Here is a 19,561-nt window from a genome sequence, read left to right on the forward strand (position 1 = left end):
ATGGAACCAACATTATTAGAAAAGAAAATAGTAAAAAGCGTATCAGTTAAAAAAGAATCTAAATTTGTACCAATTCTATTCATTACGATAACAATTTTATTTTTATCTCTCTTTCTATTACTGCCGCTCGTGACAATTTTTATGAAAGCGTTCGAACGAGGAATTGATGTATATATTGCCGCTGTAACAGATCAAGAAGCATTTTTGGCAATCAGGTTAACACTTCTCGTTGCATTAATTGTTGTGCCGCTGAATACGATATTCGGAATTGCAGCAGCTTGGCTTATTACGAAGTTTCAGTTTAAAGGAAAGCAACTATTATTATCTCTTATTGAACTGCCGTTTGCTGTATCACCAGTCATTGCAGGATTAGTATTCGTTTTACTTTTCACACCTCGTGCTGCTTTTGGCGGATGGTTAATGGAACACGGGATAAAGCTCATCTTCTCTGTTCCTGGCATTATCATTGCGACGATCTTTGTTACGTTTCCATTCGTTGCGCGTGAATTAATCCCGGTTATGCAGGCGCAAGGGAAAAGTGAAGAAGAAGCGGCTCTATCACTTGGCGCAAGTGGATGGAAAATGTTTTGGCGCGTCACATTGCCAAATATAAAATGGGGTCTATTATACGGCATGATTTTATGTAACGCCCGGGCCATTGGTGAATTCGGAGCAGTCTCCGTTGTGTCTGGTCACGTGCGCGGCATGACAAATACGATGCCGCTTCATATTGAAATTTTGTACAATGAATATCAATTTTCAGCAGCGTTCGCTGTGGCGACTTTAATGTCACTCATCGCAGTTTTTACGCTCGTTATAAAAAACTGGATTGAGTGGAGAATGGAAAAACGACAATAAGGAGTGAGTGCGGTGAGTATTCAAATTCAAAATGTATCAAAACAATATGGTACATTTCAAGCGCTGACAGACATTCATTTGGATATTCCAAAAGGTGAACTGGTCGCTTTATTAGGCCCATCAGGTTCTGGGAAGACGACGTTATTACGAATTATTGCAGGCCTAGAAGAAGCAGATGGAGGTTCGATTTCATTTGATGGAGAAGATTTAACTGATATTCACGTGAAAAACAGGCAAGTCGGTTTCGTCTTCCAGCACTATGCACTTTTTAAACATATGAATGTATTTGAAAATGTCGCTTTCGGTTTAAAAGTAAGAAAGAAAAACTTACGACCTTCAGCTGAAGTAATAAAAGAAAAAGTAACAGAACTATTGAAACTAGTAAAAATGGATGGTTTCGCAAAACGTTATCCAGCGCAATTATCTGGCGGACAACGCCAACGTATCGCACTAGCCCGGGCGCTTGCAGTCGAACCGAAAATTTTATTGCTAGATGAACCGTTTGGTGCACTTGATGCAAAAGTGCGGAAAGAATTGCGAAGATGGCTCCGGAAACTACATGACGAATTTCAAATTACGAGCGTATTCGTAACGCATGACCAAGAAGAAGCGTTAGACGTTGCGGACCGCATCGTTGTAATGAATGAAGGACGCATTGAACAAATGGGAACGCCGGAAGAAGTATATGAAAAACCGGCAAGTCCGTTCGTATATGACTTTTTAGGAAACGTGAATTTATTTCACGGCCGCGTTCATAAAGGTAAACTAAATGTAGGATCGGTGGAATTAGAAGCACCAGAGCATAAGCACGTTTCAAACGTAGACGGAGTGGGATACGTAAGACCACATCACTTATCAATCGATCGTACGAAACAAAGTATAGATGCCATCCCGGCGAAAGTAACATACTCACATGCAGTTGGCCCTGTCGTATATGTAGAATTGAAGCGCGACGGAACAGATGAGTATCTAGAAGCAGAAATTAGTAAAGAACAGTTTAGACAACTAGGCATTCAAACGGGTGAGTTTGTATACGTACATCCGAGAGAAGTGAAGGTGTTTATTCCGGAGGATTTTGTTATTTAATAATAAGGTGCAGTCCCTATATGAGTATGTATAGGGGCTGCATTTTTTTGTTTTTTGGATAAGGATTTTTAGGGGGAAATTGATGCTGCTGATTGGAGAATAGGTAATAAAGAAAAGAGACTGGAGCGATTGTAAAAGATACAAGTCCAGCACCAGGTGGTCTTGGTGGAGATTCGTCATTAAAGATTACAACAAAAGCAACGAATAATGATTGGGGTTTCATTGCAGCAACGCAAGAAGTGCTGTTAGAACCAAATACAACGTATACGTTAAGTGGTATGGTGAAAACGGATTTATCCAATGGTGCAGATTTCTTCAATGTACAGTCACTAAATGAACATGGTGCCGGTATAGATGGTGGTTGGCACGATACTCGTCATAATAAAGTGCAAGGGACGCGTGACTGGGTCAATCGTCAAGTTACTTTTAAAACGACAGAACAAACAAGAAAAGTAAAAATCTATTTACAAGTAGAAAATGGTGGTTCTTCTACAAGTGGTTCCGTATGGTTTGATAAATTACAGCTTGAAAAAGGAGAAGTTTCTTCTAGTTTCAATCCTATTACAAATAGTAGTGTAGAGAATGTAACTGAACAAGGATGTATTCCTGGATGGATTCGAGGAGACGGAACAAGTTGTGATCCGAAAGATGTTTCTCATCAGGAAAGTTTTACAGGAGATTCGTCTATTGTATTAGAGCGTAGCCAATATGGCGGTTCAAATGTAGGATATGGCAATCATGTAAATTTAAATCAGAAAAAAGCAGAACCAATCACGTTAACAGGAATGTCTAAATCTGAAAATGTAGAAAATGATGCGTCAGATAAATTATCTAGAGACTACTCTGTTTGGGCAGATGTACATTATCAAGATGGTAGCGGTGAAAATTATCAAGCAAAATTCCCAAGTGGGACAAATGATTGGAACCGTAGTGCGGTTGTCATTCCAGCTAAGAAACCAATTAAGCAGATTCAAGTATATCTGTTATTTAGAAACAATAATAAAGGAAAAGTCTGGTTTGATGATATTCGTTTACTAGAAGGAAATGCTCTTATCAAAAACGAGTACGATAACGATGGAGATGTTGTTGCCACGTATGATGAAGAAGGTCAGAAAAACACCTTCACATACGATGCATCAGGAAATAAAAAGAGCGAAACAGATGAAAAAGGAAATACCAAACTATATGATTACAACAAAGATAATCTATTAACGAAGGTTACATCAAACAGTATTCTTCTATCTGAACGATATGAATATGATCAAGCAGGTAACCGTACGAAGATTAAATATGAAGGTGCGGGCGGAAAAGTAACAGAAACCAACTTTGTATATGACCCGATTCACCAATTATTACAAGAGACGTTACCAAACGGAACAAGTAAATCGTATACATATGATGGATTTGGAAATCGTACGAGTGTGAAAGTTGTAGAGAATGGAAAAGAAACAAAATCTGTAGCGGCAACGTTTAATGAAGGAAATCAGCTTGTAAAATTCGTAAACGAATCGTTAACGTATGATGCAAATGGCAATCGTACATCAGATGGGAAGTACAAGTATACATGGAATGAAGATGACCAAATTATTGCGATCACGAAACAAGGTGAGAGCAATGCATTCGCAACCTATAAGTATGATGAGGATAATCGCCGTATTGAAAAGAATGTAAATGGTCAAGTAACACGTTACTTCTATGATGGAGATAGCATTAATCCGTTGTACGAGACAGATGGAAGTGGAAATGTACTTCGTCAATATGTATACTCTACAAGTGGCGTACGCCTAGCAATGAAATCAAAAGGACAAACGTTATACTACCACTACAACCCACGTGGTGATGTCGTTGCGATGACAAACCAGGATAAAGAAGTTGTAGCAACGTATGAATATGATTCGTGGGGTAACGTATTAAAGAGTGATACGAAAGGTATCGCAGCAGACAATCCGTTCGGATATGCGGGATACATGTATGATAAAGAAATTGGTATGTATTACTTGATTGCTCGTTATTATAATCCAGAGCATGGTGTGTTCTTATCGGTGGATCCTGATCCGGGTGATGAAGATGATCCGATTACAATGAATGGGTATACTTATGGTGATAATAATCCGGTGATGATGGTGGACCCGGATGGGCATGCGGCTTGGTGGCTTGTTTCGGGAGGTGTTGGTGCTGTTGTAAATGGAGGATCGTATCTTATTTCACATTATAAAAAGAACAAATCTTTAAAAGGTATAAATAAATGGGCATTTGCCAAAACAACAGCTCGAGGTTTTGTTGGTGGCGTTATTGGCGGAACGGGTGGTCGTTTAGCGAAAGCTGCCACCTTAGGAAGAAAAAGTAAAGCGTTCCTGAGTCTACATACAGGGGTGGCTGGATATGCAGTAGCAAATTCTAGTAGAGACTATAGTGGAAAAGGTTTAGGAAGAGACCTTGCATATTCGATGACTGGAAATAAAGGTTATATAGGATTAAATTTTGCAACAACTTATTATGAAAATAGTTCGAAGAAAAAAAGTAAACCTAAGAAAAAGCAAATTTCTAAGAAAAGAAAAAGGTAGGTTTTTATAGTTGTAATAAGATGATAATCTATTTCAAATGCGACTGAATAATTTGAAACATTAGAAAATGTAATATATACAAAGGAGCTAATTGATGATAATAGATTTTATGTTGGATGTATTTATTTTTTCAATAAGTATTTTCTTTATTTGGTTAGGATTTAAAATAGATAAAGATAGTTATAAAGACAATCGTATGTTTATGGCATTTTTCAGTGTAACGGGTGTATTTCCCACCCTACTAACTATAAGTTACTATTTATTTAAAATATCTGCAGTTGGACTAGGTTTGATAATATTGTATTTATTGTTTACGGGCAGTTTTGTTTAAATACAATCTATGGATTGGAAAAGTGGGATTATATGTGGGTTTTGTTGCAAAGTTGGAAAAGGTATCAATAAGTAGATATATAGGGAACAATATTTAAAATTTAGCTAGTAATTGCTTAAATCTATTATAAAGTGAAAAGGCGGAGTCTTCAAAGAGACTTCGCCTTTTCGACGTACACTTATATTACCATTATAACTCTCGTGGTGATATAGTTGCGATGACAGATCAAAATAGAGAAGTTGTAGCAACGTATGAATATGATTCGTGGGGTAACGTATTAAAGAGTGATACAAAAGGTATCGCGACAGAGAATCCATTTGGATATGCGGGATACATGTATGATAAAGAAATTGGCACGTATTATTTGATTGCTCGTTACTATAATCCGGAGCATGGTGTGTTCTTATCGGTGGATCCAGATCCGGGTGATAGTGATGATCCTGTGACGCAGAATGGGTATACGTATGCGGATAACAATCCAGTAATGAATGTGGATCCAGATGGGCATAAAGCATGGAAAAGTAAAGGGAAACAGATTTGGTATGCAACAAAATCTGGGGGGAAGGCTGTTTGGAAATCTTATGTTGGAAATCCAGCTACATTTATCCCACATGTTACTTCATTTGGCGCTGGGTATCGTTTAGGGGCAAGAAACTATAAGCTTGCAAATACACCTTCATTCAATAAAAAACAGTTAAAACAGGGAATGCGAAAAGCTGGAACGAAATTAGGATTAAAAACTTTAGGGTTTATAGGCTTTATTCCTGACGGTTACACATTTTATCAAGGGTTCAAATCGGGATATAAAGAATATGATAAGAAACACAATAAAAAAAGTAATAAAAAAAGAAGGTAAAATATAAGTATGGGGTCGAATGTATGTATATTTTTAAGATGGTTTTGGGAATAGGAATTTCCATATATTTAATGTATACATTGCTGAGAGAAAGGCATTACCTTTCAGCTTTGATTGCTGGCATGTTATTTGTTAGCGGGATTTTGGCAATAACTACAAGTATTCTAAATGATATTTCATTTTTCTTTCAATTAATAGTAGCTATTAGTTTAGGTTTGGGATTTGTATTAGCATATACGTATGAGTTAGCAAAGGAAGATAGAGAATAATTGGTTCTGAATAAATCTTATAATTCCTTGTACGTTGAAAAAGAGAAGTCTGGAATGTGACTTCTCTTTTGTTTGTATATAGCATGAATCGTTTCAATGCCTTTCAAGGTACGTGAAGCATGACGAATACTTTGAAATCCCGTGGGTTTGTATATAATAAGGATAATGGGATTATTAAAGAAATAGATAATGAAGGTCGTGAATCGACTATTGCGTATAAAGCAGCTAACACAGAAGTATCTGAAACGAATCAAGCAGCAGACAATCCATTTGGATATGCGGGATACATGTACGATAAAGAAATTGGGATGTATTACTTGATTGCGAGATACTATAATCCAGAGCATGGTGTGTTCTTATCGGTGGATCCTGATCCGGGTGATGAAGATGATCCGATTACGATGAATGGGTATACTTATGCGGATAATAATCCAGTGATGATGGTGGATCCGGACGGACATTAGGCATGGATGGCAGCTGGTGCTGCTTTTGGTGGTGTATCAAGTTATTATTCTGCTAAAAAAAGCGGAGCTAGAGGTTGGAAACTGGCTGGGGCAGTAGCTGGTGGAGCAGCACTTGGTGCTATCGGTGGTGTAGGCGGTGGTTCTTATAGAGCCCTTAATGTAGCAAGAAAAGCATATAACAAAATGCCAGGTCTACCTTTTAAAAAGGGACAGGCTGCTCATAAGGCATGGGGGAAAGCAATGAAGAATGTAGTTCCGGGCGGAAAATACGAAAAGCAAATTAGAGGGGATAGAAGTACAAAAGCAACTAAGAAAATGATTTTTAATAATAAGAAAAGACGCTAGAAAATCATATAAGGTATATAAAATGTTCAAGGAGGATTAATGGCTAACATATTATATTTGAAGCCATAGACTAATGAATGTTTAGTTTTTTATTAGGATTAATTAGTGGGATTTTAGAATCTAGTGGATTAGATTCAGGTTTAAACACTAGAAAAATTGATAGAAATATAAAATGTCTTCAAAATTATGAATGGTTTCAGCAAATATATAATGATACTAAATATAGGAAGTTGTTTTTTACCAATTACAAAGTACGTTCATATTTACAAAGCACGATTAGAGTTAAACTAATAATAAGGAATGAGAAAAATAGACAGAAGTTTTATGCTGTACTGGACAACCAAATAAAGAGAGATAAAAAGTAGTTAATGGGTTAAAGATATACTGTTGGGTGTTCATTCGAAGAAGGAGAGTTGATAGGGACTCTTCTTTCTTTATATATGGAACAGTGTGATGTCATTGCGATGACAGATCAAAATAAAGAAGTTGTAGCAGCGTATGAATATGATGCATGGGGTGTTCTTATCGGTGAATCCGGGTGGTCATTTTGCGCAGTTTATTCCTATTACAATAATAGGTGGATATAGAGTATACAAAGGATATAAAACTTATAAAAGGTAAAGTTTCCTTTAAACAAATCAATATTACTTGGGAATCTTGCAGTAAAGGAGCGTGTGATAATTGGCAATGACGGATGAACAATTCGAGAATTATCTTGTTATGTGTTATGACAAATTAGAAAGTAAACAGCAAAAATTCATTTCGGATTATAATATCTATAACTTTGATGAGTATTGGTATGATCAAGATCAATGTATATTACAGTTTAAAAATAATGGTCAAGTGTTACTTGAATTTAGTGTTGTTTTTATAGGTTCTTGGTCTGGAAAGAGTAACAGTTGGATGTGGTCTTGGGCTAATGAGAATGTGGCTGATTATGCAAGAAGTAAGTCTAACTGTTTGAAAGATTTACAAAAGATTACAGGAAGTGAGGTTTTTATAAATTCACTTTTTGAATGCGATCAAGAAATGGCGCATGAGCTAGCAGCCTTTTCCATTGAATATTTAGATGCAGAAGGAATATATATAGCACCAGGTGAGAGAAGTGATTTGTTTATGGCTGTTATGTTACCTGATGCATTGTAAGTAGAGCCTACTAAAAATATAGATAAGGTAAGTTCTTCCTATTATCTGGTGGAAGTGAGAGCATTCCGACTGAATTAGAGTATTATCAATTCTTTGGAGGTCTGTTAGTTATGAAAAAACTAGTATTTAATAAGCGGATGGATTTTTCATGTGTAGAAGGGGAAATTCTCTGTATTGCAACGGGAAATAAACAAGATATTATAATTTTAGTATTGGATAAAAAGGTTACAGACATTTATTATTATAAAATTATACAATCGTTGAAATCTGGCGTTTTGAAACAATATACTATAGAAAATAATCAATATTTTAACTTCATTCAACCTTTAGGAGAAAATTGGATTTTGGTTAAAAGTTTCGTTGAGAAAAAGGAAGATACAACGGCTACAATTTTTGATAAAAAAGGAAACATCGTTGCTTCATATTACTTAGGAAATGGAATAAAGTATTTTCAAGTTGATGAAGAAGAACATTTATTGGTTGGGTATAGTGAAGAAGGTATATTTACTTCTGTAGAGGAATTGTTTATTTCAGATGAAGAGTTTGATTCGATAGATTGGGAAAATATATATGATATTAATAAATTTGAAAAGAGCGGATTAGCTATTTTTTCTAAGAATGGCGATTTAATTACTAATGAATTTAATAATTCAATAAAGAGATCTGTCTGTGATTGTACAGCAATACATATACAGAAGACAGGTGATATTTTAATGTCTTACTATAACGAGCAAGGAACGTATTCATTCACACAGATTAATAAAGAACGATGCGAACAAGTTATTTTGTATGAAACAACATTGAATCATACATCACTATATTTAAAAGTACAAAATAATATTATCTTTGGTGTAGATAACAATCAAATACATGCATATTCACTTGTAAATAAAAAATTAGCAACTCTGTTAACAGTAGATAGCGATGGAAATCCTATTCAATTTGAGTATATTTTTTCAAGGGATCAAACAATATATGCTGTTAAAGGGAAACGAATATTTTGTTGGGTGCAATATGGGATTTTAGAAGAGGGAGAATAAATAGAAGTTTGACGCTTATTTTTATGTTTAGAATCAATGAGAGGATTTTCATCTATATGAAAGATATTGTATGTAAAGAGTTAATAAGTTTTAAGGATATTGTTGAAGCTTATCAGTTAAAAAAAGTGAGTTTGGATTATAAACAAAATGTGATTTTACTAGTGCAAGATAATACGAATCAACCTTGTATTATTTATTTGGATAAAAATAATGTGAATATAAGTAAATTCAATTTAAACGTAGATATTGATGTTGAATCTGTGCGATGTATGCAACGAATCGGAGAGAAATGGTTACTTATATTTAATTATGAAGATGATAATGCGGTTATTTATAATGCGGACGGAAGTGAACATTGTAAGTTTTATGCCGGAGAAGGGATTCAAGATTGTCAGGTTGATGTGAACGAAGATATATGGATTAGTTATTGTGATGAAGGAGTTTTTGGAGAGTCCTCGATTGGAGCAAACGGGATAGTTGCTTTTGACTCTACAGGTCACTTGATTTTTAATAATTATGATCAATATGTAGAAAGGTTTAATGTACCTCCTATAGATGATTGTTATGCAATGAACGTTATAGATGGAGACGTTTGGCTCTATTATTATTCAGAATTTCCTTTAGTTCAAATGAAAGATAAAAATTTTCATATGTTGTGGAATGAAATAAATGTAACGATGGAAATATGGTCGAAAAGTTTTGCGGTTGCTCAAGATAAAGTAGTATTTATTACTCAAGATAAAAAGTTGGTTGTTTATGATTTAAACAATAATCATGTGTATGATAGTAATCTTTGTAATGAACTAGGAGAGCCAGTTCAATTTGTTAATTATTATAGCCGCGGATCTGTTATGTATTTTCAGACGGATGATACGCTGTATTATGTTGAGTTACTGAATGTATGAGGTGATAAATGTGAATGAGCGTTTAAAGAAAATTGCAACGTTAAGAGAAAAGGTAGAGGGAAAAGCTACTAGATAAAAGTTTTTAATGTTATGTCCGTCCATAAAAGAATTTGAGATTATTAGCGGGAAGAAAATTGCTTCATTAGTAGACCTTTTAATTAATGAGAAACCTAATCCAATCAAAGTTATTAGTGAATTAAACGCTGAACAAGTTGTCAATGAAATACAAGAATTTGAACGTGAGTTAGATAATTTATTATCTAATTTTAAGGGTGATAAGATGAATAATAATGATATGAATTATATATGTTTAATTTGTGGTTTTAACGAATTATTAGATCCCCCATATGATGAAGATGATGATCCATCATATGAGATTTGTTCATGTTGCGGCTTTCAATTTGGTTATGATGATTATGATCAAGGATATACGTTTATTGAGTATAGAAAAAAATGGTTGGAAAAAGGTGCAATTTGGTTTAATAGTGCAGAAAAACCAGCTAGATGGTCATTAGAAAAACAACTAAAAAATATCGATTAATTTCGTGAAACAAAGGGTTAAATAAAGCAGTCTTATTCCAGTCCGTTTGGAATGCTTACTATTTCCGTTAAACGTGCATAACAAGTTATAATAGAAGAAATCAATAAGGAGGCTAGCAGTGAAAAATTTTCGTTATCTCAATATATTCACTATTTTAATTGTATACACACTACTCATGTTTTACATCGGCTGGAACGGATGGGTTTGGCTTCATGCGGTGTTCGGCTGGGAATCTTGGGGATATTACGCTTTCGTAGTTGGCTTCATTTCATATGCGTATATTCTCGTACAAGTGTTTAAATTCCTTCCTTTCCTGCGAACGGTCGGTTCAATTTGGTTTGCGGTAATACAATACGCGCTTATGTTATTGCCGTTAGCCGATATTGCAGTCTTCCTACTGCAGTTTTCAGTGGAGAAAGAGACGGCAATTATTTGGACAGGAACGGTCGTTTTACTCGTGTTCATCTTTATCTTTGCGTATGGAGTATTTAATGCGTATAGCCCGGTTGTAAGAAAGTATGATGTACATATACCGAAAAAGGTAGAAGGTCGTAAAAGTTTACGCATTGCGATGGCTTCTGATATGCATTTCGGTAAACTGTCTGGTGTATCTCATTTAAAGAGACTTGTCCATCATGTAAATGAAATGAAACCAGATATTATTTTACTGCCTGGTGATATTATAGATGATCATCCAGGTGTGTTCATTCAAAAAAATATGGGTCCAATCATGAAACAGATGAAAGCTCCATTAGGCGTATATGGTGTGTTAGGAAACCATGAATATTACGGCCGAGCTGTTCCTGAGTTTTTACAAGAGATGGATAAGATTGATATTCGTATTCTTTTAGATGAAGTCATTACAATTGAAGATCATTTTTATCTCGTTGGAAGAAGGGATAAAACAGAGCGTGATCGTCAAAGCTTTGAAAATCTAATGAGTACGATAGATAAATCGCTTCCTGTTATCGCAATGGATCACCAGCCATTTGAATTAAAGCAGGCAGCGGATGCCGGCGTCGATTTACTATTATCCGGTCACACGCACCGCGGACAAATGGCGCCGAATCATATTGTGACGAGAAGAATGTACGAGCTAGACTGGGGATATGTACAAAAAGGTGCATTCCACGCAATTGTTTCTTCTGGATTTGGATTCTGGGGACCACCGCTTAGACTGGGAAGTAGATCTGAGATCGTGCAGGTTGAAGTTACATTTGAATAGGATTATGAAATAGAGAGCTGAGTGCTCTCTATTTTTAAAAATGAAAAAAGGCTCCATATAAGGAGCGCTCAATAAAAACAAATGAATTAAAACAAATAGAAGACTCTGCTCGAAAAGGGGGATTTTAAGTGATCATATCAGATGTCATATACGGTGAGTTTAAAGTAGATAAAGTGTTAGAAGAATTAATTTTAAGTAAACCTGTACAAAGGCTGAAAGGGGTTCATCAAGCCGGAGCAAGTTACTTAATGAATGAGAAATGGAATGTAACACGTTTTGATCATTCAGTTGGTGCTATGTTGTTAATTAAAAAGCTTGGTGGTTCAGTAGAAGAACAGATTGCTGGTTTACTGCATGACGTATCGCATACTGCTTTTTCTCATGTGATTGATTATGTTTTTGATAACGAAAATGAAAGTTATCATGAAGAAATATTTAGTGCTGTCGTGAAAAACTCGGAAATCCCGGCGATTCTTTCAAAACATGGTTATAACTATGAAGATATTTTGTTAGATGATTCGAAGTGGACATTACTTGAAAGATCTGCGCCAGAATTATGTGCAGACCGAGTGGATTACACATTACGAGATATGTTTACATATGGATATATTTCTTTAGAAGAAGCTCAAGACTTTTTAAATGATTTAATCGAAGTTAATGGGAAAATGGTTCTTCAAAGTATCGAAATGGCAGAGTGGTTTACGAAGACGTATTACAAAGAAGTAATTGATTTCTTTATGAAACCAATGAATATTTATGGAAACGATATGTTAGCTAAAACGTTAAAATTAGCTCTTCATAAAAAGATAATCCATCCAGATGATTTTCTTCTTGAAGATCATGAGCTTATTACGAAATTACAGCTATGTAAAGATCAAGAAGTAGATGCTTTATTAAGAAAAGTTCATCCAAGTATAGAAGTAAAAGAAGATAGAGATGAGTATGATCTACATCAGAAAAATAAAGTGCGTCTTATTGATCCTCCATTACTTCGTGAAGTGGAAGTTGTTCAGGCGTCTGTCGTATCAGAAAAAATAAGGCAGATGAGTGATATTGCTTATGAAAAAGCTGTGAGGGGGATGTATGTGAAAGTGATTTCGAATTAAAAAAGAAGTAGCGCACCGTTTCTAATGCGCTACTTCTTTTTATTAATTATCAAACCAATTCCAAACCTCAATATCTCCAAGAGTCGCATAACGTACGTGCGGGGAGTTTTGTAATTTTAATAATTCTTTCGACGGCCCCGTAATGACAATGCCGTATACTTTTACGCCGTTATCTTTTACATATTTATAACGTTTATCTAAGTTTAGTTCTTTCTCAGGAAACGCAGCTATTTTGCTTACCGTTTTTTTATGTGTAGAAAGAATACGCATCATTTCGATTACTTTATCTTCTGGTGTTTTCTGCGTGTCTGTTTCACTATTAAGGAATCTTACGTGTTCTGGAAATCCTATAGCTTCCCCGCCATGTAGGATGTAATCTTCTACATTTGTTTTTTCTTGTCCCGTATCTAAAGCGTACCATACAGGAGTTGGAGGGAGTTCTTGTGCTTCGAATATGCTATATAAAAGCGGTTCTAATTCTTTTAAAGTGTAAGTTTTATCAAAAGAAATTGCTACTTCTGCAACGGTTCCATCATGTACTTTTGCAAGTGTATCCCATACTTTTTTTGAGGAATCCTTTAAATAATCACCCTGCTTTGTTTTGGGATGAACAAAGAAGAGCTTTGGTTGATAGAACGGATTCATCCAAGTTTGTTTCGTGACATCTACAGATGATAAGAAGCTTTTTGTTTCTACTGTACCGAGTGGCATTTCTTTTTTACCGACGGTTCTTACTAAATCGAAGCTGCTGTTCGTACGGAAAAAAGCTTCTACACTTGTTCCGCCCCCCATAACACGGCTATTTGGGATAGTTGCTTCAAGTGCAAGCGAAGGAACTTCTCTAATTTCTTCTAGCCTTTTATCATTATTAGCTTGAAAATAAAAGGCTGATAATACCCCGCCGATTATATATATAACGATGCAAATGGATAATATAAAACCAAACGTTTGTAACCGATGTTTCCACTTAATTCTCCAAAAAGGAACTTTAAGATCTTTTGGCGGTAATTTTTTCTTTACGGGTTCACTCTTCGCAAGCAATTCATCTAAATGAGCTTCACATTCTGCACAAGTTTCTATATGACTTTCTAACTGTTCTTGTTCGTCATGTGTGAGCGTTCCTTTTTCGTATTTCGTCCACAGTTTTTTAAACTCTGCACAACCCATCTGTATCACTCCTTTATGCTTTTCGTTTCTTTTCTTCCTCGGTGTAACTCAATTTTTACTTTTGCTAACGAGAGACCAGTCATTTCTGCTATTTCCTTATAAGAGAATCCGTAGTAATCTCGTAGTAGTAACACATTTCGTCTTTCGAGCGGAAGAGAGGATATACTTTGTAACCAACTCGTAATCTCATGTTTTACGAAATAAGAGTGCTCTGTACTTGGCACGTTTGGTAAATGGAATTCTTCAATTTGCGTTGTTTTATACTTCTTTTCTTTTCGGTACCAATCGATAAAGGCGTTGTAGGCGATTGTAAATAACCACGGCCTAATTTCTTCTCCTTTATAATAGTCAATATGGACGAGCATCCGGTAAAATGTTTCTTGCATGAGATCTTCAGCACTATGAGAATCTCCGGTTAGGGAGAGAAGATAGCGAAATAAATCTTGCATATGCTCTGAGTAAATTTCTTCTAATGATTGTTTACGTTTCACTACATTTCCCTCCCTTCATACATAACAACGAAATACATATAAAAAAGTTACAATTTTTACGAAATTATAGTAAAAAACGTCAAGAATTGGATAGGATTCTCTTTTATCATAATACATATAAGGCGGGTGAACAGAGATGGAAAGCTATGAAACACAAATTCAAAGGTCAATTGATTATATTGAGGAAGATGTAATGGAAAAACAAACGCTGCGTAATTTAGCACGTGTTGCAGGTTTTTCTGAGTCGCATTTTCATCGTGTATTCCAGGCGTTAGTAGGCGATACAGTAATGGAGTATGTTCGAAAGAGGAGGTTAGCCCGGGCAGCTTATCAACTTTCTCATACGGATGAAAAAGTTATTGATATCGCATTTGAGCATGGCTTTCAATCTCACGAAACGTTCACGAGAGCCTTTAAAAAATTATTTCAAATGACACCAAGTGAATATCGAAAACAAGAAATTGAAACACCAATGTATTATAGAGTGAATGTAAAACAAAGAAAATTAAATCCATATTTAGGGGGCATACAAATGGAATATCGTATTGTAAATAAACCAGAATTTTTAATGGCGGGTTATGAGCTGAAGACGACAAGTAAAGAAGGAAAAAACCATCAAGATATCCCATTATTTTGGCAAGAATATTTACAAAAAGATCTTGGAACGACGATTCCGAATCGTAAAGATACGAGCCAATGGGTAGAGCTAGGATTATGTACTGATTTTAATTTAGAAACAGGGGACTTCACTTATATTATCGGAATGGAAGTTACAGACTTTGAAAATGTACCAAATGCAGTTGCAAAGCGTACATTCCCATCCGCAACGTATGCAGTATTTACAACGCCAAAAGTTCCTCATGAAGAAATGGTATCGTCTATTCACCAAACGTGGAATGCAGTATTCTCAGAATGGTTTCCGCATTCAGGATATGAACATTGCGGAGTTACAGAGTTTGAACAATACGATGAGCGTTGCCATGCAGATAAAAGTGAGTTCGCTCAAGTTGAGCTTTGGATACCAGTGAAGAAGAAATAATAGGAGGAAAAGCGAGCCAGAGAGGTTCGCTTTTTTATCCGTAATACGGGGGGGAATATTGAATTGTTTTTTGTAAGGAGTATGAAACACAGATCCTCTTATAATATAGATTGCTACATTTGACGATTTTTGTCGACAAATCGATATATCTTGAAAATCGCTGATATATTTCGAGTTACGGTCGATATATTTGAAAAATCGCTGATATATTTTGAGTTGCGCCGATATATTTAAAAAATCGCCGATATAATTTCATTTACCGTGGAACTCCCCCAGAAAAGAAAAAAGGCGCCATATAGCGCCTTTTCTACGAACTAAACGGAAACACAAGTATAATCGTCGTTCCTTTTCCAAGTTCACTATCAATGAAAATCGTTCCATTATGGGCATGAACGAGCTGTTTTGTAATGGCGAGACCAAGTCCAGTTCCGATGTTGCTTTCTTCTGTATTCGTTCCTCTGTAATATCGCTCGAATAGAAGTTCTTTCGTTTTATCATCCATACCTTTTCCATTATCTGAAATAGATAGTGTAAATGAATTTGCATTTTGCGAAAGTTTTACGATTACGTTTGTCGTTTCATTATTATGTTTTACAGCGTTTGCGAGTAGGTTTTCGATAATACGTTGGAACCATTTTTCTTCAATAAAATATTGGATTTTGCTTGAACTTGGCACAAATTCAATGTTTTGATTTTGTAGTGTCGGGTTATTAATAAATTGTAATAGTACTTTTCGGACGAACTGATTAATTTCAACATTTACGTGTTGCGCAGGAAGAGTATCATTTTTTAATTGATATGTTAAGCTTAAGTCGTCAATTAATGTAGTCATATATTGAGATTTTTCTTTCATTACATGGCCAAATTGTTGAATGTCTTGATCCGTCCAATTATATTGCTTCGATTCTAGTAATAATGCATAGCCGTATATAGAGCTAAGCGGTGTTTTTAGATCATGCGTCAGGCCCGTAATCCACTCTTCACGTGTTTGTTGCAGTACTTTTCTCATTGCATCGTTCTTTTTCAAAGTAATAGAAAGGTGCTCTAGTGAGTTTGTAACGTCTTTGAATATACGGAACGACCATTTTTCTTTACCGGAGCGCCGAAACCGAACAGGTTTGCCTTTTTTACTAACAGGTTCTTCATATTTTCCTCCGGCTATGTTTTTAAGCCAGCGCATCGTGTGTAATAAAGGCTTTCCAAACTTATTTCCATACCAAATTGAAAGAATGACTAAATAAACAAACACAATAAGGAGGATTAAGCTGCATCCGATTAGAAGTTTCTTGGTAAATATATCATCTAATTCATCATCTGGATAATAATGAGCGTTTGGGGCGGATACAACGACGAGATGACCGCTATTTGAATCGTAAAAACTAGATATATTTTCTTTATAATTCCACGGTTCTTTTTCATTAATAGCCGTTTTTATAGCCGAAAATGTTTTTTTCTTCCCAGTTGGATAGGAAAAAACTTCTTCGCCATTGTTATTAAATATTTGCAGTGTTGCTTTTTCTTTAGAAAGTAATTGTTTTTCTTGTTCAGTTAATGCAAATTCACTTAATGATAAAGAAGGGTGTCCTTGTTGTATCGTTTTTAGTAATGCATTACTTTTTAGTTTGGCACCGTAAATAACGATCACTGGTTTCTTTTCTAATTTAATTTCCCAATAGTTAAATTTATAAATATTGTTGTTACTATTCTGTAAATACGTAAGTAAGGATGTCTTTGTGTAAGAGGTCGGAACATCGTTAGGCGTATTAAAGTTGTAAAGGACCTTTCCATCTTCATCTACAATTTGAAGCCAATCACTCTTTTCTGTTATTAAATCTTTTACCTCAGATTTTAAAGTAATGTTATTGTCTTCAGAAGAAATATATTCGGAGATTGTAAAGGTATCATAATCAGAAATATTAGGTTCATATAAAGTACTATTAAGAAGAAAAATTAAATAAGAAAAAGAAGCAATTACTGCGATAAGTAACGTAACTAAGACAAAAACGTGTTGTAAAATAAACTGGATTATAAGTCGTTTATTAAAATTCATATCTTTAACCTACTTTGTAATGAACTTATAGCCAAGTCCACGAACCGTTTTTATGTATTCTGGTTTACTTGGATCTTGTTCAATTTTTTCACGTAGTTTTCGAATGTGAACCATAACAGTATTATCATCTCCATTATAGGCAGGTGCTCCCCAAACTTTTTCATATAATTCTTCCTTCGAAAATACGTAGTTCGGATTCTCACAAAAGAATAGTAGTAGTTGAAAGAGTTGAGCGGAACATTCGACAACGTTTCCATCTACTGTTAGTTCCGCAGAATGTTGATCAATTTCAAATCTCCCAAATGAAATGGAGTGTGCGTTTTGTTCGTGTAGTACTGTTTGTTTCATATGTCTTCGAAGTTGTGCTTTCATACGAGCTACGACTTCTAATGGATTAAATGGCTTCGTAATATAATCATCTGCACCGTATGAAAATCCAGATATTTTATCTAAATCAGATGCCTTCGCTGATAGGAAGAAAATCGGACAATCTGTTTGTTGGCGAATAATCGGACAAATATCAAAACCAGATTGTCCAGGAAGCATGACATCTAAAATAATTAAATCGTAATTGTTTTTTTCGGTGAGAGATAAAGCTAATTCAGCTGATGTTGCAGTTGTAATATGAGAAAAACCTTCTTTTTCAAGAATGGTAGTTAGTAATTGTAAAATTGCTGTTTCATCATCAATGAGTAGAATATTTGCGTGATACATATGAATCCCTCCTAATTTCCTCGAATATCATATCATCTTTTTGTAACTTATGGAATTTTTAAGGAAATTTTAAGGTTTTCTTTCACAAAAAATTAAGATTCAAATGATATGATAAAAGTAACATGGGGAGGAGATGAATGTGAATCCGTTTCAAACGATGCGAGCTAGATATTTTTTAATTGTATTTGCACTATTAATTTTAATAGCACGAAGTAGTAATGAATTGCTAGAAAGTACATTTCATATACAAAATTCATCTTTTATAAATATGCTTATATTTTATATCCTTCCAATAATATGGATTTTTTACGGATATAGAAAGCATCGTGTTTCATTTTCATTATTTATTAATAGAAACGAAACATTTAACCTAGTGCAAGTTTTGTACATCGCGATTATGCTTTGTATGTTTAGTTACGGCTATCTTATTTTATATATGTACAGCTTTGCATGGATTACACCAGATTTTATTATGAATGCCTTGCATGAACCGATTATAGATAGTACCGGGGGATATGTATTTCAATTTATTAGGGTTGTATTTATCGCGCCTATTGTCGGAGAATTTGTTTTTCGAGGATTTTTACTACAGCGTTTTGCAGCGAAATGGGGTACTAGTATAGCAATGGTCGTTGTAGCACTTTTATTTTCTTGCTTACATGTTGATTTCCTTGGTGCAGTTGTGTTTAGCGTCGTACTATCAATCGTATATATTCGTACGAAAAGCTTGCTCATGCCAATTGCTATTCATATGTTAAACAATGCCCTTGTGCTTAGTTCTTCTTTTTTAGTAAGTAGAGAAAAGATAATGAGTTTTGCCGATTTTTCGCACTATACGACGTTCTTTCCAGGACTTATTATTTTTATAACGGGATTAAACTTAGTACTCATCTTTTTATTTGTTAACCGCAAATATTGGAATAAAGAAATGCCGGCTATATATGTAGAGCAGGAAAAGAGTTTTTCAGATGTAGTGGGCGGTAAGTAAGATGAAGAAAACGTTTGAAAAAATATTGAAAGACATTATAGAGTCTACGTCTCTTACAGATATGTGTGATAAAAGCGTTTGTCATTGGTTACAACCTGTAGTAGATACAATTGCGTTTCCAGAGTATTACTTATTTTCTAGTACTCATTTAAAAGAAAATATTATTTCTCTTCTTATTGTGTTAGGGGTTTTACTAATATTTGGTCTAATTGTAGAAGAAATGATGAAGCGCATCTTCAAAAAAAATGAAGAGAAGTATATGTGGGTTCATAAAGTATTCGAGAAAGTAATGGTGGCTTTCCTTTTGTTTTATGGCATGAAAACAATCATTTACTTTATAGCTTTGAAACATCATTAATTCGAAATTTGAAAGGGA

18 protein-coding genes and 5 pseudogenes are annotated in these 19,561 nt (G+C 34.9%); 18 read left to right on the forward strand and 5 right to left on the reverse strand.

Going from position 1 to position 19,561, the window contains the following annotated elements; all coding sequences use genetic code 11:
* The 6 genes and pseudogenes from cysW to ABH959_RS24535 all read left to right on the forward strand — a co-directional run bounded on the left by cysW (position 1) and on the right by ABH959_RS24535 (position 5,964).
* Positions 1-858 carry a sulfate ABC transporter permease subunit CysW gene (cysW, locus tag ABH959_RS24510; RefSeq protein WP_113936568.1) on the forward strand — a complete coding sequence of 286 codons (858 nt, stop codon included), beginning with the start codon at positions 1-3 and terminating at the stop codon, positions 856-858.
* 12 nt (positions 859-870) lie between these two features.
* Positions 871-1,944 carry a sulfate/molybdate ABC transporter ATP-binding protein gene (locus ABH959_RS24515; RefSeq protein ID WP_002125843.1) on the forward strand — a complete coding sequence of 358 codons (1,074 nt, stop codon included), beginning with the start codon at positions 871-873 and terminating at the stop codon, positions 1,942-1,944.
* Between the two features lie 119 nt (positions 1,945-2,063).
* A pseudogene (locus ABH959_RS24520) lies at positions 2,064-4,508 on the forward strand (RHS repeat domain-containing protein); the annotation flags it as partial.
* A 94-nt stretch (positions 4,509-4,602) separates the two neighbouring features.
* Entirely contained in the window at positions 4,603-4,839 is a 237-nt protein-coding gene (locus ABH959_RS24525; protein ID WP_404493309.1) for a hypothetical protein, read from the forward strand.
* A 178-nt stretch (positions 4,840-5,017) separates the two neighbouring features.
* Positions 5,018-5,695 (forward strand): annotated as a pseudogene (locus tag ABH959_RS24530) (RHS repeat-associated core domain-containing protein); the annotation flags it as partial.
* A 23-nt stretch (positions 5,696-5,718) separates the two neighbouring features.
* Positions 5,719-5,964, forward strand: coding sequence for a hypothetical protein (locus ABH959_RS24535; protein WP_098167239.1), 246 nt, complete (start codon positions 5,719-5,721; stop codon positions 5,962-5,964).
* A 17-nt stretch (positions 5,965-5,981) separates the two neighbouring features.
* On the opposite strand, the pseudogene ABH959_RS24540 reads toward ABH959_RS24535, so the two are convergent.
* Positions 5,982-6,113, reverse strand: a pseudogene (locus tag ABH959_RS24540) (IS6 family transposase); the annotation flags it as partial.
* Between the two features lie 18 nt (positions 6,114-6,131).
* On the opposite strand from ABH959_RS24540, the pseudogene ABH959_RS24545 reads away from it, so the two are divergent.
* The 9 genes and pseudogenes from ABH959_RS24545 to ABH959_RS24585 form a co-directional block, all read left to right on the forward strand.
* A pseudogene (locus ABH959_RS24545) lies at positions 6,132-6,425 on the forward strand (RHS repeat-associated core domain-containing protein); the annotation flags it as partial.
* A 9-nt stretch (positions 6,426-6,434) separates the two neighbouring features.
* Positions 6,435-6,773 carry a hypothetical protein gene (locus ABH959_RS24550; RefSeq protein ID WP_404493310.1) on the forward strand — a complete coding sequence of 113 codons (339 nt, stop codon included), beginning with the start codon at positions 6,435-6,437 and terminating at the stop codon, positions 6,771-6,773.
* 413 nt (positions 6,774-7,186) lie between these two features.
* Positions 7,187-7,360 carry a hypothetical protein gene (locus ABH959_RS24555; RefSeq protein WP_201066347.1) on the forward strand — a complete coding sequence of 58 codons (174 nt, stop codon included), beginning with the start codon at positions 7,187-7,189 and terminating at the stop codon, positions 7,358-7,360.
* Positions 7,361-7,454: 94 nt separating this feature from the next.
* The gene (locus ABH959_RS24560) at positions 7,455-7,919 is read left to right on the forward strand and encodes a DUF6882 domain-containing protein (protein WP_215584668.1); all 465 of its coding nucleotides are present in this window, start codon (positions 7,455-7,457) and stop codon (positions 7,917-7,919) included.
* A 110-nt stretch (positions 7,920-8,029) separates the two neighbouring features.
* Positions 8,030-8,959: a hypothetical protein gene (locus tag ABH959_RS24565; RefSeq protein WP_404493311.1), complete on the forward strand. Its 930-nt coding sequence runs from the start codon at positions 8,030-8,032 to the stop codon at positions 8,957-8,959.
* A 56-nt stretch (positions 8,960-9,015) separates the two neighbouring features.
* Complete coding sequence (locus ABH959_RS24570) at positions 9,016-9,864, forward strand: hypothetical protein (RefSeq protein ID WP_404493327.1); 849 nt, start codon at positions 9,016-9,018, stop codon at positions 9,862-9,864.
* A 10-nt stretch (positions 9,865-9,874) separates the two neighbouring features.
* A pseudogene (locus ABH959_RS24575) lies at positions 9,875-10,126 on the forward strand (hypothetical protein); the annotation flags it as partial.
* A gap of 397 nt (positions 10,127-10,523) precedes the next feature.
* Complete coding sequence (locus ABH959_RS24580; RefSeq protein WP_242246146.1) at positions 10,524-11,630, forward strand: metallophosphoesterase; 1,107 nt, start codon at positions 10,524-10,526, stop codon at positions 11,628-11,630.
* 128 nt (positions 11,631-11,758) lie between these two features.
* Entirely contained in the window at positions 11,759-12,736 is a 978-nt protein-coding gene (locus ABH959_RS24585; RefSeq protein ID WP_404493312.1) for an HD domain-containing protein, read from the forward strand.
* A gap of 42 nt (positions 12,737-12,778) precedes the next feature.
* Here ABH959_RS24585 and ABH959_RS24590 read toward each other — a convergent pair whose 3' ends face one another.
* Both ABH959_RS24590 and ABH959_RS24595 read right to left on the reverse strand, forming a co-directional pair.
* Positions 12,779-13,903 carry an anti-sigma factor gene (locus ABH959_RS24590; protein ID WP_404493313.1) on the reverse strand — a complete coding sequence of 375 codons (1,125 nt, stop codon included), beginning with the start codon at positions 13,901-13,903 and terminating at the stop codon, positions 12,779-12,781.
* Positions 13,904-13,908: 5 nt separating this feature from the next.
* Positions 13,909-14,394, reverse strand: coding sequence for an RNA polymerase sigma factor (locus tag ABH959_RS24595; RefSeq protein ID WP_002168921.1), 486 nt, complete (start codon positions 14,392-14,394; stop codon positions 13,909-13,911).
* A gap of 136 nt (positions 14,395-14,530) precedes the next feature.
* Here ABH959_RS24595 and ABH959_RS24600 point away from each other — a divergent pair, with 136 nt between their 5' ends.
* Positions 14,531-15,433, forward strand: coding sequence for an AraC family transcriptional regulator (locus ABH959_RS24600; protein ID WP_113937632.1), 903 nt, complete (start codon positions 14,531-14,533; stop codon positions 15,431-15,433).
* Positions 15,434-15,740: 307 nt separating this feature from the next.
* Here the strand turns inward: ABH959_RS24600 and ABH959_RS24605 are convergent, their stop codons facing one another.
* Both ABH959_RS24605 and ABH959_RS24610 read right to left on the reverse strand, forming a co-directional pair.
* The gene (locus tag ABH959_RS24605) at positions 15,741-17,483 is read right to left on the reverse strand and encodes an ATP-binding response regulator (RefSeq protein WP_113937633.1); all 1,743 of its coding nucleotides are present in this window, start codon (positions 17,481-17,483) and stop codon (positions 15,741-15,743) included.
* 9 nt (positions 17,484-17,492) lie between these two features.
* On the reverse strand, positions 17,493-18,197 hold the full coding sequence (locus ABH959_RS24610; RefSeq protein ID WP_113937634.1) for a response regulator transcription factor: 705 nt from the start codon (positions 18,195-18,197) through the stop codon (positions 17,493-17,495).
* 139 nt (positions 18,198-18,336) lie between these two features.
* Here ABH959_RS24610 and ABH959_RS24615 point away from each other — a divergent pair, with 139 nt between their 5' ends.
* Positions 18,337-19,185, forward strand: coding sequence for a CPBP family intramembrane glutamic endopeptidase (locus ABH959_RS24615; RefSeq protein WP_404493314.1), 849 nt, complete (start codon positions 18,337-18,339; stop codon positions 19,183-19,185).
* Position 19,186: 1 nt separating this feature from the next.
* Entirely contained in the window at positions 19,187-19,543 is a 357-nt protein-coding gene (locus ABH959_RS24620; protein WP_113937636.1) for a hypothetical protein, read from the forward strand.
* Positions 19,544-19,561: the final 18 nt, after the last annotated feature.

Origin of the sequence: Bacillus sp. RC51, from assembly GCF_044908115.1 — a bacterium.
GTDB classification, from domain to species: Bacteria; Bacillota; Bacilli; order Bacillales; family Bacillaceae_G; genus Bacillus_A; species Bacillus_A mycoides.

Coding starts and splice junctions, on each gene's coding strand:
- ABH959_RS24605 (WP_113937633.1), bottom strand. CDS start 17,483: ATGAATTTTAATAAACGACTTATAATCCAGTTTATTTTACAACACGTT.
- ABH959_RS24600 (WP_113937632.1), top strand. CDS start 14,531: ATGGAAAGCTATGAAACACAAATTCAAAGGTCAATTGATTATATTGAG.
- ABH959_RS24590 (WP_404493313.1), bottom strand. CDS start 13,903: ATGGGTTGTGCAGAGTTTAAAAAACTGTGGACGAAATACGAAAAAGGA.
- ABH959_RS24525 (WP_404493309.1), top strand. CDS start 4,603: ATGATAATAGATTTTATGTTGGATGTATTTATTTTTTCAATAAGTATT.
- ABH959_RS24570 (WP_404493327.1), top strand. CDS start 9,016: ATGAAAGATATTGTATGTAAAGAGTTAATAAGTTTTAAGGATATTGTT.
- ABH959_RS24550 (WP_404493310.1), top strand. CDS start 6,435: ATGGCAGCTGGTGCTGCTTTTGGTGGTGTATCAAGTTATTATTCTGCT.
- ABH959_RS24620 (WP_113937636.1), top strand. CDS start 19,187: ATGAAGAAAACGTTTGAAAAAATATTGAAAGACATTATAGAGTCTACG.
- cysW (WP_113936568.1), top strand. CDS start 1: ATGGAACCAACATTATTAGAAAAGAAAATAGTAAAAAGCGTATCAGTT.
- ABH959_RS24535 (WP_098167239.1), top strand. CDS start 5,719: ATGTATATTTTTAAGATGGTTTTGGGAATAGGAATTTCCATATATTTA.
- ABH959_RS24565 (WP_404493311.1), top strand. CDS start 8,030: ATGAAAAAACTAGTATTTAATAAGCGGATGGATTTTTCATGTGTAGAA.
- ABH959_RS24610 (WP_113937634.1), bottom strand. CDS start 18,197: ATGTATCACGCAAATATTCTACTCATTGATGATGAAACAGCAATTTTA.